Origin of the sequence: Nostoc sp. NMS8 (assembly GCF_017115045.1) — a bacterium.
GTDB lineage: Bacteria > Cyanobacteriota > Cyanobacteriia > Cyanobacteriales > Nostocaceae > Nostoc.
The window spans coordinates 25,783-40,701 of sequence record NZ_JABXKK010000106.1 but is presented as its reverse complement, the minus strand read 5'-3'; the positions used below and the strand labels follow the sequence as shown (position 1 = coordinate 40,701).

Sequence of the window (14,919 nt, the reverse complement as noted above, 5' to 3'; positions counted from 1 at the left end):
CATTTACACAAGGTTAACAGCCGCCTCTAACATTCGTATTGTCCCAAGTTCAGCATTTATTTCCACTTCTACACCGATTGGCAAGGTAAATTTATCCTTAATATGACCAATCATTGAACCATACCAAGCAGGAATACCTAAAGGAAGTATGTGTTGTTGTAATACTTGCATTAATGTAAATGACGGTTCATCCCCAAGATTACATTTAGTGCATTGCCCAAAGATAAAGCCAGCAATTTGATTAAGTATCCCAGCAGTTTTTAACTGCGTCAGCATCCTATCTATACGATAAACATCCTCGCCAACTTCTTCCACAAACAGAATGCTTTTGTTCCAAGTAGGTAGGTAAGGTGAACCTACCATTGCTGATAGCACTGATAAATTTCCACCTACAAGTTTACCCCTCGCCTTTCCCGGTGCGATTATCTCCACCCGCACTTCGCTAGGGTTGAGATTTTGCATAGTTACCGCTTCACCATTAAATAAGATGCGCTTGAAGTAATCCACTGTAAACTGATTCCAGGTAGATGTAGCAACTGGCCCATGAAAAGTAATCATTTGACTACGGGCATTAATTGCTAACAACAGCGTCGTAATATCGCTGTAACCGATGATAATTTTCGGATGGGAGCGGATCAGCGAGTAGTTGAGTAAAGGTAAAATGCGATTACAGCCCCAACCTCCACGCATGGGAATAATTGCTTTGATGGTGCGATCGCTAAACATCAAGTTTACATCATCGGCGCGATCGCCATCTTTACCCGCTAAATAGCCATAACGGTCTAGAATATGCTTCCCCAGCTTGACTTTTAACCCTAACTGTGAAATTGATTTCTGCGCTGTTTCGATGTCTTTGGCATCAACGATCCCCGCAGGAGAAATTAATCCTACAGTATCGCCTACTTGCAGGCAGGGCGGCTTGCGGATGGTGTTTGGAGATGGCTTACCTTGGGCGGTAAGTACTGGTATCTGGGTGGCTAAGGTAACTAGTCCACAGGTTGTGAGAAATTCCCGACGCTTGATAAGCATAACCATTGAGTTAGGGACTGTTTTCCTAATACCTAATATTTAATACCCAATTCTGTACAGAGTAGTTATAGCAAGCCTCAATTTTTGAATTGTTTCTCCTTTACGCAAAACTGTAGTTAGTGAGCGCTAAAGTCACTAACTACAAGCTACAAAACTCCCAAATTATCTGTATTTACCTGATATTAATACTAAACCTCTGCTACCTTCTCTGAAATCACAAATCCATTACTAGCAGATTTGCCATCATTATTGAATGAACCAGGAGTAGCATATATAAAATCTGCATTCCCAATCACAGGCAAAAGATGATCGGATAATTGCATCGCCTGTAAACAACTATTAATATTAGAAGCTGCTGAATTATATGCGGCAATATTTTCTTCAACAACACTCAATAATCGGCGATTATTCGCAATTTTTTCTTCAGCCTCTTGTTCTAGTGTTTTTTCTAGATAAGCACGCGCCTGTGGATATTGCTGCAAAATCTCATCTGCTTGCTGTTCTGCCATTGGTAACAACTGAGTTTTGAGCATTTGATTGATGGTTTGACGGAAAGACTTACGAATAGTTTGGGAAACTTTGGGTTCAAAATCTAACTTCAATAACTGTCTAATTGCTGGCTCTGCTTCTATGATACTTTCAGCATCGTAACCTTGAGAAGTTTGTAATAGAGTTTGGCGAAATTGATATATAGAAAAAGTGCCTTCATCATAGAATCTGGGGCTTTCTCGCACGAAGCGATCGCACTCTACACTAGCTGCACTTACTAATGCTTGAGTAACTACTTTTTCTAAATTTCTGATCTCTTGTTCAATTCCACCATCATTATCTAATAAACGATACAGTTGGCGATAATATTCTGACTTGCGAATCTTTTCAATCAACCGCTGAAAATAATTTCCAACTACTTGCTGAGAAGATTCAACCAAAATATCTTCTAATTGATTTGCTAAGTAATAAAATGCCTCTACTAAAATAGCAATCAAAGGTGCAGTAGCATTGCGGGGATGGCTGATGGTTGCACGTCGATAAGCATAAGCTACAGAAAAAGTATCTAGCAATTCATCTAAACGGCGAATCATTCGTGATTGCAATTGCTTAAAATCGGCTTCAAAACTATCACAAGAATTATTAATTACATGGTTAACTTCTTCTATGATATGCTCACTAAAATCTTTGCCAATTTGCTGGAGTTGCTGATTTAGTCCTTGCAATTCTTGCGCCTTCATCGTCTCTATTTCTTGAGGCTGACTATCTAAATTGCGTTGGACACTCTGATAATGTTTCTTCAGTTTAATACAAACATCTTCCAAATCATCGGCGAGATTTTTAAATAATTGTGGGCGTTTTTCTTCGGTAAGATAGCGAGTAATTGCTGTACGAAATTCTTCAGTCCCACTATCTTGAATTAGCTGTTGTATTAGTTCATTTCCCCAATCTCCCAAAATCCGCACATAATTTTGATTTGGGGTTTCAAAGCCATTCACAGAGACACGAAATTTAGTGGAAGAAAGTTTTCCTGAATTTACACAGTAGTTGTTAAACGCATAGACGAACTGTGGTGTTTCTTCTTTCCCATCTAAACCTTTAATACTTTCTGCGAAAACAGAGTCTAAACCAAATCTATCTTTTTGGCTTGTCTGTCTAATCTGACTGCCGTAAAATCCTAATAATCCACTGGTTTTATAAACCTTGCTGGAATTGTGAAACTGCCCGCTAATTAAATCGTCTAATCGTTGCCGTAGTTGGGTATTGTACCAAGTCTCATCGATGCGGTTGAAGATATAGAAGACGCGATCGCGTACTCCAGTGTTCTCTCGCATTAATTCCAAAAGTTCGGTTTCTTCTTTTGTCATCTCACCCGCCGAAGCAGGTTTTAGCACACACACCACCGCTGAAGTATTAGGATGTTGAATTTTGGCATAAGTTAGCTGTGCATCCTTCTCTACTGGCGCATCGATACCAGGTGTATCAATAATTACATTTCCATCTTGCAGTAGTGGATGATTACAGTAATATTCTATTCGCTTCAATACTGCACTATTACTACCACGACGCGCATATCCCGCAGCTTCCTTGAGATTGGAAAAATTAAATTGCTCCATTGAATATGTAGCATTAGTCACAGTGTAGATGCGATCGCGGTTTGCCATATATCCCTCTAGCAACAACATCAACGCCTTCGCCTGTTTTGCACGTTCTGATTTACTTTCACCTCCCTCCTGCTGAATAATCGCTTCAGAACCTTGACGTAGTAGGTTAATTACCTCAGCTTGGTTAATATTAGTGACTGTCTGAAATCCTAGTTGCTGACACAAAGAAACTGCTTGTTCCCGAATCTCTGCTTCACTTAAAAACGTCAAAACAACACGTTCTTTATCTACTTCTGCATACTCGATTTTGCATTCTGTACCTGTAGCGTGTCCCTCTGCACTGTAGAGTAATTCCCTTTCTAATAGTGCATTGATTAGCATTGATTTCCCAGCACTAAACGCACCTGCAAACACAATCTCAAACTTGGGAGAAATCGCTTTACTTAAAGAAGTTCGTACAGGTGTAATATCTTCAGAACGTAGCGTTGGTTCTTGTTGTAAAAGTTGTAATATAGATTCAACCTGCTCTTTCAAATTTTTGCACTGAAGCGGCAAATCTGACATATTCTGCATCCTGATAATACTTGTCTATATATTAGTAATATTTATTGTCTTGATGGTTCAGTAAAAATCCTGATAATTTTTACGTGGTTTAATTGCTGAATATTACTTAAACAACCAATTAATGACTATTGACTAATGAAAGTTTTTGCGATCGGATTGAAACCTCACGACGATTTAAGACAAAGCTTAAAGAATTTGGTCAAACAGAAAGACATGAAAGCAGGATTTATATTAAGTGGAATTGGTAGCCTAAAAGCAGCAAAAATTCGCTTTGCTAATCAAAACGTTAGTATATTATTAACTGGAAAATTTTAAATCATCGCTCTCAACGGTACAATAGCAACCACAGGTGTACATTTGCACATTGCTATTTCTGATCGAGAAGGCAAAACTATCGGCGGACATCTCGACGATGGATGCGTTATCTACGCAACTGCTGAAATAGTTATTGGTGCAAGTGAAAAATTTACTTTTAATAGAACTTTTGACCAACAAACAGGTTATCAAGAACTAGAAATTATCTCTGATAATTTATGAATATATAGCAGTCCTAAATCATTCATGAACAATAAGATCCCTGGCTTATTTCATAAGTCGGGGATCTGAGTCTTTCGATTTTCACCTTAATTATTTATTAAACGAACCGCCAAGTATGCCAACGCGTAGCGTCTCGTAGAGAAGAGAGAAAGAGTAATTATTAAGTGCAAGCTTAGAGAGAATTGATACCAGAGTTATTGACTATCTTTATAGATTGTTAAACACCACACAAATATTAACATTATGTAATGTACTATACAGATAGAATAGAAAATGGTTAAAAGTTATTGCTAGCTACAAGATTGTTGTACTTACGGCTAAAGTAAAACAAAATCTTTAAGTCGGCATTTGTTGTTAGACAAAATTAAAATGTAATTTGTTATGCAACCTTCTCTGCCTCTTGCTGGCTTAAATATTCTTGTAGTTGAAGATGATGATGATATTCGCTTTTTTATTACTACAGTATTAGAAGCAGATGGAGCCACCATTGTAGCAGTTCCATCAGCACCAGCAGCACGGGAAGTTTTATCCCAATTGCAACCTGATGTCTTAATTTGTGATATAGGTATGCCTGGGGAAGATGGCTACACTTTTATCCGAAAAATACGGGCGCTTAAGCCAGACATGGGTGGAAAAGTTCCAGCTATTGCCTTAACTGCTTATGGCGATAGCGAGAACCGGATTCGCGCTTTGGAAGCTGGATTTCAGACTCATGTATCTAAGCCAGTTTCTCCAGGAGAATTAGTTGAGATTGTCGCTAATTTGTTTGCTTCTTGTAATTGGTAATCGGATCATATTTTTACCAAATTGAGGAACGAAACCCAACATATTACAAGGTATGTTGGGCTTCACTTTGTTCCACCCAACCTACAAATATTCTTAACTGCCTCCTCATCTCTTTTGAGGGACTAATACAGGCAGTTGGCGGGCACCAGCTACGAATTTGGCATGTTGTCCAACAGTCAAAACATTAAACTGACTGGATATAATTCCTAAACTTTTGTTCACTATTGCCAGCTTTTTGTAGGTAGGGACACTCATACCAGGAAAGAATGATAATTCTGGCACATCCTCTTGACTGATAAAGTCTGTGGGATGGAGTAGCAAAGAAGGCTGGACGCCTGTAAGTTTACACAGCCACAGAGCAATTCGCAAATAGAGTAACGCCAATTCCGAAGAAAATGTACTCAGAAACATGATGTAACTGAAGTGAATTGGCACTTTGAAAATTGGCATGGTGGTAACGGGAATCTCTGTTAGTTTATCCTTACCCAGATGCCATTGATAAGGTTTTAGAGGCTGCAAACCCTCTTTAAAACCGCCAAAAAGTGCTTCCCGTTTCTTACGTTCTTCTTTGCTTAATTTACAGGTTATTAAATAATAAGCTCGTGCTATTGGCCCCAAAAATGTGGGAAAAGTTGAAGCATCATATTCGTATCCCCGTCGTGCTAGAACTTTCAATACTGCTGGAGAAAAACTGTATCCTGGCCCCCGAAAACCGATAGGATGTTGATGAGTAACGCGTTTGATATGTTGTTCGGCGAGGGCAACCTCTTCTTCAATTTCATTCTCTGAATATAGGTGTAGCCAAGGATCGTGATAGAATGAATGATTGCCAATTTCGTGACCAGCGTTAGCGATCGCTTGTATTGCCTTAGTATTCTTTTCTAGCGCTGCATCCTGACCTACAATGAACACTGTGATTGTCAAATCCCATTGTTGAAGAATATCTAAGAAACGAGGCACTGCGATATCTAGGTAAGATGGGAAAGTCTCCCAACCCGAAGCGCCCTGATTTTTTAGATAAGACCAAATATTATCCAAGTCTAAAGAAAGACTGGCTATTGGTCTGTTTCCTTTTTGCTTGGTTTTCATTATTAGTTCAAGTATTTGGACAATTTTAAGCGTAAATATAGTCTTACTTTTAAGTGCTATCGGTAAAGTTTCATACTTCCACTTAGGGCTGTATGCAAAGACAAAATTCTGTGGGCGTAGCCCATAATCGACATTGCCGAGATTAGTGTCCCATATTTATAAAGAAATTCTGCTTCTCTGAAAAATATTCCGGGTGAATTTAGATAATAATTTTCTAGCACTCCTTTGACTTGACTCGATCAGTTCTTTGGACAAGTTTTTACCCTTATACTTAAGTACTGGTAATTAATATATCATAACCAAGATACATTTCAACTTATACAAGCAAGTTTTAGCAAGTAATGATTTGAGTGTTGAGTTTATACAATCGCTTCCAATCAAAAGCAATCATACAAAAAATTTTATTCACATCCTATATATTGATTTGCTGCTTCTGGGTTAAACACATTGCGATTCCCTTTTCGTAGTAAGCTGCTTCATTAATAAAAATCGGCCAAACGGTAGATGCACCCTCATAAACAATTGTTTTACCATCAAAAGCTACAAAAATCGGATCTCCTGGGTTTAAGGCTTGATAATCATTGTCCTGAAGTTCTGGATGAATCATCCCAAAGATTGTCCCATCGGATTTTTTTGGGTAGTTCACAGTTGATAAATGGTCATAGAGAGTCAAGGTTTCGTTAGTTGATGGGATTTCACCCTGGTTAAACTGTTCTAGATAGTCTAGAAGCGCGTGAACAAGTTCCTCTGTTTGTTGGAATAGTGTTGCTTTTAAGACACCTTGGGCAATTGGCCCAACCTCGATTGCAAAGCCTAATTCGCAGAGAGAATTTACAAATGGATTTTCTTCAATAGATTTAAAAGAGCAGCGATAAATCCTAACCAAAGGATTAATCTGGCTCAGATAAGCAGCCAATTTCAAATTTAAGGGATGACTGTTATCAAGAATAATTGTCAGACCCATATTAGCCGTACTACTGTGCAAGTCTAAGATGAAATCGGCTTGTTTATCCCCATTTGATGTTAGGGTATGTTGAATTAATTTAGCTTGCAATTCTTCGTAACTTTTCAGAGTAGGATCTTGTAAGTCTTGCTTGAGAAAACAGCGATTTAAATCTTTTTCTACATATCGCCTTCCTGCGGCAAAAGCATTGGGATTTGCTAACAGGGTGACTGTCTCAAAACTCGATCTAGTAATTAAATCAGGAAACTGGGCAAATTTTTGGATCAGGTAGGCTCCTGTAAACTCATTGCCATGAGTTCCACCGACAATGGCAACTCGATTAATCTGGTTCACAATTACACTAACTCCGCAATGCAGCCATCGAGGTATCAGTTCTTAATGTACCTTATGAAGCATTCACTTTGCCGATGCGATCACGATCATGTGGTTGATTAAGATAAGACATATCAGGGCCATTGGGAATAATTCCTCCGGGGTTCAGTGGAAATAGGTTTCCGTAGTAGTCTTGCTTCACGGTTTCTACGTCGCAAGTGTCAGCCACACCCGGAAGCTGATACAAATCACGTAGATAAGCTCCAAGATTCTGATAGTCTCGAATTCGCTGCTTATTGCATTTAAACAACCCATAGTAGGCACTATCAAACCGAAATAATGTTGTAAATAAACGCACATCTGCGAGTGTCAGATGTTCACCGCAGAGATAGCGATTAGTCTGCAATGCAATCTCAATTTCATCGAGAGTTGCGAACAGTTCATTACAGGCTTGATTGTATGCTTCTTGAGTCTGGGCAAAGCCGCAGCGATACACGCCATTATTTACCGCGTGATAAATCTTCTCATTCCACCAGTCGATTTTCTCTTTAAGTTCTTCTGGGTAAAGATTTAGCGTCGGATTGTTGGCGAACTCGTTAAACTCAGAGTTCAGCATGACGATAATCTCTGAACTCTCATTATTGACGATCGCTTTTGTTTGGTTATCCCATAGTACTGGAACTGTAGAGCGCCCACTGTAGCCGGGTTCTGCTTTCTGATAAAATTCAGCCAGTGTGCGACAACCTTCAACTTCATCATTAAATATCCAACCGCCTTCAATGGGAGAAGGAGAGACAATACATACTGATATTACCGCGTCGAGTTTTTTAAGCGATCGCACAACCAAGGTTCGATGTGCCCAAGGACAACCCAGCCCAACATAGAGTTTGTAGCGCCCCGTGGCTGGTGGGTGGGGATTCCCTTCATCTGTGCCGATGAACTTGCGAAACTGACTATTAGGACGAATATATGCTCCCGACTGATTGCGAGGAGCAAGGTTTGACATCATTATCTGCCACATACTCGTCCAGACAAACTTTCCTAACCAGATAATCAGCTTGGGAGGAAGCGACTTGCCTTTCTTCTTAGGGAGCTTTTTCTCGTCATCCATTGGAGTTGAGTTAGTCATGGTGACAATCTTGCTTTGGGAGCGATCGACATACCTTCATATTTCTTACTTTAACTCTACTACGCTTTGCATGAACTATTGGATCTATATGACAATATTGTTGATATGGATATTGCTTTAAAGCCAACTCATAAGCTAGCGATCGCTTATTTTTAAGAATAGTTTATTTAGTTTCAGAGTCTCTATCTACTTTGTAAGCCTGTAATAAATAGTCTCCATTGAAGTGAATGAGATGAGTAGAATCTTCTGCAACCCAAACATCGGTTTCCCAAGCAATTTCAGCCAAATATTCCACCATTGCTTTCCGACTTAAAAAGGTTGTTACCATTACAAGGGGAATTTTTATATTAGCAAAAACAACTTCAAGTTCTTTCTTACGTTTAGGGTTAATTGGCCCATGAGAAGTTACAGCTTCAATTAAAACTAGCCAATCATTTTTTAGATGGTGGATAATCACATCAGGCATTTTTCCATGAGAATCGATAGTAACACCTAAATCTCTCAATGCCACTTGATTAAAATGCACGAATTTCTCATCTGTATCACCAACATAAATCAGTTTTGCCCCAGGTGTAAAACGTTCTGCAAACTCCTTAATAATCTTTTTGATCAGAATATTATGTCCACCTGGCGATAGAGTTTTCACATCTCCTTCAATTACTATCGGAATACGTGATAGTTCACGCTCCTGAGCATATCGTTTTTTCAAAGTTTCAACTGAAGCCAGGTAAGTACGAATACTCTTTTCCCATTCAGTAGTTCCATAAGTACGTAAGAGTTCAAGCGCACTTTCTTCAATCTGATATACTGTTTTCGGACTGTTAACGGGGCGTTCAGGTGCATCTGGATTTACAATTATCAAAGCCGCATCTAAGAATTGATGGACTGTTTGGCGGCGAACAGTTTCCCGTGTATTAGGTTTATATGTTTTGCCATAGTGCAGTGCCATAAATTCCATCATTGGCGTAATTCCGATTAGGGGAGATGCAGCAGTTTCCCAAGGATCAGTCGGCTTTAAGTTAAGTAGAGCCAGCAGGGTTAAGGCTGAACGCTCATTAAGTTGTGCCCGTGGAAGTCCAAGTTCAATTAGAATTTGCAGTGTTTCATCAATACGGGTTTTAATTATTAAGGGGTTGTTTTCAGACTGATTGCTCATACTCAGTAACTCTTCTTGCAAAAGTTCATCAATTTCTTTCTGTGATGGAAAATGCTCAGTAATATATACCCCTACGTTCATTAATTGTGCTATTGTCGGATATTTTAAATTTCGTAAATCGGTTGCATTAACCTGAGTATGTCCATTAAATAGCCGAAAAAATGCGTCAACGAGGCTAGAGTTAAGATAAGCAGCAAGACCACGTGCTAGGGTAAGATTAAGTCCTCTTCCATCCTTGTGAAAATAATTCAGGTGATTTTCAAAGCCTACCCAAGAACAATTAATTTGATTAGCATCATACACAACAGCAACAACTCGTTTTTTTTCTTCTTTAGAGGAAAATCGTTTAGTCAAAACATAATGTTCATTGGGTACTAAAAGAGACATACTTTCTTTTGCATAGACCAGAGCTTGGTGTTTTTTAGTTACCTTGGGATACTCAACATATCCTGCTGAGAAATTCAAGGGATAAATCAAGGGAACAGTGTTTTGTTTTGGCATTAAACACAGATATTCTTTAGCACGAAAATCTACAACACGTCCCGTTGATACAGTTAATTTTAAGTCTTTTAATGTGCAGATAAAATTAGCCATTTTTTCAATGACCTGCTGACTTAATGTATCGGGGATAATGTGGATAAATTGTTGTGAGTCGTGGGGAAGAACTATCTCTGCATAAGCTAATGAATTGGACAACATAAAATCATCATCGGCATTTGAACTTGTACTGATGATTACATTGTCAAATTTTGGTTTTTGTTTGACAGCATGGATGATCATTGTTTCCTGCAAAACTTCATCATCATTAAAAGCTTTTTGTCTGGATTCAAAAAGATGTATCTGGTCTAAAGCCATCATTTCCAAAAACATTCTACGAAAGTCTCTAAAATATGGCCCATTACAAAAACTACGCGGCGAAATAGCTACAAGCTCTCCTTTTGATTCAAGAAGCTGAACTGTAGCAGCGATAAAACCTGTATATAGATTGCTGGCTTCTAATCCTATAGAACGTAACAAATCACGAACTTTGGAATGAGCCTTAATTTTTAAATATGGTGGATTGAGAATAGCGTGAGTAAATCTACAATTGTCAGGATTATCGAACAAACTAGGGCCAAGAAGTCTGACTGCATCCTCAATAAAATCCGTATTCCGAATCTCATAATTTAAAGAGATACCAGCTATTTGACATTCTCTAGCACATAATTTCAATGTCTGATGCAAATACCCAATCAGAAAAGGATCAATTTCATAGGCAACAATATCTAAATTAGCTGGGCGTTGTTGGCTCTGACAGAGTTTAGCTACAAAGGCTGCAAGTAATGAGCCAACTCCTGCTCCAGCATCAAGTAAAGATATTTGAGGAAGATCGAGTTTGCCAAACATCCCAACCATTAATTCTGCTACTGGAGCAGGAGTCAAAAATTGGCCCAGTTTTCCTTTTTGCTTTTGATCTTGTTTCAAGGTTGCAGCAATTCTCAGAAAGTCTACTTCACCAAGTAAGTTTCTGGCAGAACATTTCGACAAGCTTTTGAATTCCAACGGCTTGTGATGATTGTCTGTAGACTCCCGACTGCTTGATTGGAACATCACGGCTCATTTTCACAGAACAAAAATCAACTTTATCAGGTTTTGAATTTACGGCATGATATTTTAAGGAGAACTGATGCAAGAAGCGTCCCTTTATCCAAAAATTATTTTAAAACTATGCTTCAGGCTAAAGTCTTCATTACTCGTCGCCTACCCATCGAATTAGAGCAACTGCGATCGCTCGCTATTGTCGAAGTTTGGCCAGAACGCCAACCCCCTCCATACGAAATTTTACTAGAAAAGGTTAAGGAAATAGATGGTTTGCTATGTCTGCTGACTGACCAAATCGATCGCCAACTCATAGAAACCGGGAAACTCAAAGTCATCAGTCAAATGGCGGTGGGTTACGATAACATTGATATTGCCGCCGCTACGGCACGACAAATTCCCGTTGGTAATACTCCTGGGGTGTTAACCGATGCTACCGCAGATTTTGCCTGGGCATTATTAATGGCAGCTGCACGGCGAGTAGTGGAGGCAGATCGGTTTACTCGTGCAGGTTTGTGGCAGACTTGGGAACCAGATTTGTTGTTGGGGCCAAATGTTACAGGTGCGACTTTGGGGATTGTTGGTTTTGGGCGGATTGGGCAAGCAGTTGCTCGTCGTGCCAAAGGGTTTGAAATGCAGATTTTGTATACGAGTAGGCAACGATGCAGCCCAGAATTAGAACAATCTCTAGGTGTGGAGTTTGCTACGTTAGAACATTTATTGCAAGAGTCGGATTTTGTGACACTGCATACACCATCGGCTGATGATACTTATCATCTAATTAGCGATCGCCAATTTGAATTGATGAAGCGATCAGCTATTTTGATTAACACGGCGCGAGGAACTATTGTAGATCCAGATTCTCTGTATCGTGCCCTTGCCAGTGGTCAAATTGCTGCTGCGGCTGTAGATGTCACCGAACCTGAACCAATTCCCAGCGATAGCCTGTTGTTAACCTTAGACAATCTAATTATTGCGCCGCATATTGGCAGTGCCAGCCGTCAAACGCGCTCAAAAATGGCAACAATGGCGATCACTAATTTAATCGCGGGATTGAGGGGCGATCGCTTGGCTAATTGTGTCAACCCTGAAATTATATTGCACAATTAATGAAAGTAATGTAGCATATTAACCAGTTAGTAGAGGGTCAATCCAGTAAATTATCATAAAATTTTCACAAAGCAAAAAGTTATCCAAAGGTAAAGTCACCACATGGATATTTTAATAATTTAATAAACAAACATTTTGGCCATATAAAAAACTGGCTGCTTATTTATTTAATGATTTTGCCCGATTTGAAACTAATTTTCGATAGTTTCAACATGCCAATTCATATTGCATCTATGCAACGCCAAAAACTAGAACCTGGAAAACATTACCAAAATACGCTTTTAGCTTTTCAACAAAGGTATTAATGAGAACAATGTTGTAAATTAATTAAGGTAATTTAAATTAACATAACATAATCAATGGAAATAAAATTGAGGGCACCGCCCAGCCGGCAAGCAAGAGCAGTGCCCATTTCCCTAGGAAACCAGGGTAAGTTATATTATAACTATAACTAACCATAATGAAACTGCCACTGTTAAAACGAAGCAAAGAGTTTAACTACTTTGAAACAGAGATTTTCAGAGATGGTGATCAAGCTCAACTCGCAGTTCATCACCAGCCTGAATAACTAAAGAAAATAGCACTGTCCAGCCGGCAAGCAAGAGCAGTGCTATTCACTAGGAAATTAAGGAGATACCTATGACCTCGCTCAAAAAGGATTTGTCACTAACACCTGTTGAGAGTCGCTCTGTCACGGTTGTGATTCCTGCTCTTAACGAAGAAGGTAACTTAGAGCCTTTGCTAATTTCTGTGGAAAAAGCCTTTGAAAAGCTTGGCTTTACTTTCCCAGTATTGCTAATTGATGATGGCAGCACAGATAATAGTCCTGAAATATTAACAAAACTGACTAAGCAATACCCTTTTCTGCAAGTAATTTCTCATTCCCAGAGACGAGGCGTAACTGAAGTCTGGAAGACAGCGATCGCTAATGTTAGAACAGATTGGATTTGCTGGAGCCAAGCTGATTTAGAATCTGATCCAGCAACCGATATACCAATACTTTTGAATGCTTGCAAACCTGGGATAGATGGTGTTGCAGGTTGGAGACAACAACGAGGAGATGGCAAAATTTTGGCATCGAAGTTTGCCAATACTGCCTGTAAATTAGCTTTTGGACTCAATATCCATGATATGAACTGGATTAAACTGGTACGTCGGGATTTGCTAGTTGATTTACAAATTGAAGTAACTACCCACCGCTATCTGCTAGCAATTTTAGCAGCCAAAGGGCATCACATTATCGAAGTGCCAACACCTTGGTATCCCCGCTTTTCGGGTAAAAGCAAATTTGGTCGCAAGCGCTTAATTTCATCTGCGATCGATTTTTCTAGAGCTTTGTCGTGGTTCTATTTTCAACACCGTCCCATTCTTCCCTTGCGGTATCTTTTAGCAATTTTAGCAGCCTTAAAAGTAGGATTTCGAGCTGGTCGAGAAGCTTTTGATATGCAGATGGATGTTGAAACAGGTCGGTAGTTAACTTGTTGTTATAGATAGCTTTTTTTTGGTAATTGAGGCAGTAACACAAATGATAATTCCTACTCTTTACTTGTTGATTGCTGCCTACCCATTCCTAAGTTTTGACTTCAGCGATTGGGAAATTTAAAATTGTTCCTAGTCTGAGATGGATTGAGCTAGCAACTTTCTGTTTAGTATCCAAACAAGCTTATTAGCTAAATACAGTATCAGCATAGATAATTATTTGAGCCAACGTCATTCAATTATGAGAACATAAGCTTATGCATTGTGCAGTTAATCTAACTGTATATGATAAATATAAAGAATGGGTGTCTTTGCATCATGCAGCAATCCCCTTTCCTCATATTGTGATTGACAATTTTTTAGATGAATCTTTAGCAGAAGATTTATTGCGGGATTTTCCAGGTATTTCGGCTATGAGTCGCTCTCACCACTATATTTATTCTCCTAATAAATATGTATTATCAAAGTGGAATCAAATTTCTAATTCATTTACTGCACTTTATAAAGAAGTAACATCTAGTAGGTTAAAACTATTTCTTAGCAAACTTGCAGGGGAAAATGTATTTATTGATTGCGAATTTGGTGGAGATATTCACCAAGGTGTTAATGGTAGTTTTCTAGAAATGCATACAGACTTCAACCTACATCCATCAAAACATAACTGGCTACATTGTTTGAACATTCTCATCTATCTAAATAAAGACTGGAAAAAAGAATACGGAGGACAACTTTTACTGCGTTCAGGTTTAACAGGATTAACTAGTGAAATTGCTCCTCAATTTAATCGCTGTATTATTATGCAATCAGATGAGACTACTTATCATGGTTTTGAGCAATTAAGATTACCTGAAGGATTAACTCGTAAAGTAATTCTTATCCCTATCTATAAGGAAGAATTATTTGATAGATTACCTGTGAGAAAGCTAGCAAGTTTTGCTCCTGAAAAGGACTCCCTTCTAAAATTTAGATTCGCTAAGTTATACAATTCCATCACTAGTCTAAAAGCAAGACTCAAAGCTAAGTTATTTTAGTCAGTTATTCTGCATCTAATTGCATATAATATTTACTAAATTACCTTAAATACCCTGAATTG

At 38.8% G+C, this 14,919-nt stretch carries 10 protein-coding genes and 1 pseudogene; 5 read left to right on the top strand and 6 right to left on the bottom strand.

Translation table 11 applies throughout. The features are described from left to right. Window positions 1-3 precede the first annotated feature (3 nt). Together HWQ39_RS28135 and HWQ39_RS28130 are read right to left on the bottom strand one after the other, a co-directional pair. Complete coding sequence (locus HWQ39_RS28135; RefSeq protein WP_292852974.1) at window positions 4-1,029, bottom strand: LD-carboxypeptidase; 1,026 nt, start codon at window positions 1,027-1,029, stop codon at window positions 4-6. Between the two features lie 188 nt (window positions 1,030-1,217). Continuing rightward, entirely contained in the window at window positions 1,218-3,686 is a 2,469-nt protein-coding gene (locus HWQ39_RS28130) for a dynamin-like GTPase family protein (RefSeq protein WP_292852731.1), read from the bottom strand. Between the two features lie 135 nt (window positions 3,687-3,821). Here HWQ39_RS28130 and HWQ39_RS28125 point away from each other — a divergent pair. Together HWQ39_RS28125 and HWQ39_RS28120 are read left to right on the top strand one after the other, a co-directional pair. Further along, window positions 3,822-4,223, top strand: a pseudogene (locus tag HWQ39_RS28125) (PPC domain-containing DNA-binding protein). A gap of 381 nt (window positions 4,224-4,604) precedes the next feature. Next, complete coding sequence (locus HWQ39_RS28120; RefSeq protein WP_292852728.1) at window positions 4,605-5,009, top strand: response regulator; 405 nt, start codon at window positions 4,605-4,607, stop codon at window positions 5,007-5,009. A 105-nt stretch (window positions 5,010-5,114) separates the two neighbouring features. On the opposite strand, the gene HWQ39_RS28115 is transcribed toward HWQ39_RS28120, so the two are convergent. The 4 genes from HWQ39_RS28115 to HWQ39_RS28100 all read right to left on the bottom strand — a co-directional run bounded on the left by HWQ39_RS28115 (window position 5,115) and on the right by HWQ39_RS28100 (window position 11,249). Further along, window positions 5,115-6,098 carry a polysaccharide deacetylase family protein gene (locus HWQ39_RS28115; RefSeq protein WP_292852725.1) on the bottom strand — a complete coding sequence of 328 codons (984 nt, stop codon included), beginning with the start codon at window positions 6,096-6,098 and terminating at the stop codon, window positions 5,115-5,117. 412 nt (window positions 6,099-6,510) lie between these two features. Beyond that, window positions 6,511-7,395, bottom strand: coding sequence for an aspartoacylase (locus tag HWQ39_RS28110; protein WP_292852723.1), 885 nt, complete (start codon window positions 7,393-7,395; stop codon window positions 6,511-6,513). Between the two features lie 52 nt (window positions 7,396-7,447). After that, window positions 7,448-8,503: a glutathione S-transferase family protein gene (locus HWQ39_RS28105; protein WP_292852720.1), complete on the bottom strand. Its 1,056-nt coding sequence runs from the start codon at window positions 8,501-8,503 to the stop codon at window positions 7,448-7,450. A 163-nt stretch (window positions 8,504-8,666) separates the two neighbouring features. Continuing rightward, complete coding sequence (locus HWQ39_RS28100) at window positions 8,667-11,249, bottom strand: BsuBI/PstI family type II restriction endonuclease (protein WP_292852971.1); 2,583 nt, start codon at window positions 11,247-11,249, stop codon at window positions 8,667-8,669. Between the two features lie 117 nt (window positions 11,250-11,366). Between HWQ39_RS28100 and HWQ39_RS28095 the strand changes: the two genes are divergently transcribed. The 3 genes from HWQ39_RS28095 (at window position 11,367) to HWQ39_RS28085 (ending at window position 14,857) form a co-directional block, all read left to right on the top strand. Beyond that, on the top strand, window positions 11,367-12,347 hold the full coding sequence (locus HWQ39_RS28095; RefSeq protein WP_292852717.1) for a D-glycerate dehydrogenase: 981 nt from the start codon (window positions 11,367-11,369) through the stop codon (window positions 12,345-12,347). 639 nt (window positions 12,348-12,986) lie between these two features. Then, entirely contained in the window at window positions 12,987-13,820 is an 834-nt protein-coding gene (locus HWQ39_RS28090; RefSeq protein ID WP_292852714.1) for a glycosyltransferase family 2 protein, read from the top strand. A gap of 263 nt (window positions 13,821-14,083) precedes the next feature. Continuing rightward, the gene (locus tag HWQ39_RS28085) at window positions 14,084-14,857 is read left to right on the top strand and encodes a 2OG-Fe(II) oxygenase (protein WP_292852711.1); all 774 of its coding nucleotides are present in this window, start codon (window positions 14,084-14,086) and stop codon (window positions 14,855-14,857) included. The last annotated feature ends 62 nt before the right edge of the window (window positions 14,858-14,919 follow it).

Excerpts from the sequence above, each read along its gene's own strand:
- HWQ39_RS28085 (WP_292852711.1), top strand. The coding sequence starts at position 14,084 with ATGCATTGTGCAGTTAATCTAACTGTATATGATAAATATAAAGAATGG.
- HWQ39_RS28115 (WP_292852725.1), bottom strand. The coding sequence starts at position 6,098 with ATGAAAACCAAGCAAAAAGGAAACAGACCAATAGCCAGTCTTTCTTTA.
- HWQ39_RS28095 (WP_292852717.1), top strand. The coding sequence starts at position 11,367 with ATGCTTCAGGCTAAAGTCTTCATTACTCGTCGCCTACCCATCGAATTA.
- HWQ39_RS28135 (WP_292852974.1), bottom strand. The coding sequence starts at position 1,029 with ATGCTTATCAAGCGTCGGGAATTTCTCACAACCTGTGGACTAGTTACC.
- HWQ39_RS28120 (WP_292852728.1), top strand. The coding sequence starts at position 4,605 with ATGCAACCTTCTCTGCCTCTTGCTGGCTTAAATATTCTTGTAGTTGAA.
- HWQ39_RS28130 (WP_292852731.1), bottom strand. The coding sequence starts at position 3,686 with ATGTCAGATTTGCCGCTTCAGTGCAAAAATTTGAAAGAGCAGGTTGAA.
- HWQ39_RS28100 (WP_292852971.1), bottom strand. The coding sequence starts at position 11,249 with ATGTTCCAATCAAGCAGTCGGGAGTCTACAGACAATCATCACAAGCCG.
- HWQ39_RS28090 (WP_292852714.1), top strand. The coding sequence starts at position 12,987 with ATGACCTCGCTCAAAAAGGATTTGTCACTAACACCTGTTGAGAGTCGC.
- HWQ39_RS28105 (WP_292852720.1), bottom strand. The coding sequence starts at position 8,503 with ATGACTAACTCAACTCCAATGGATGACGAGAAAAAGCTCCCTAAGAAG.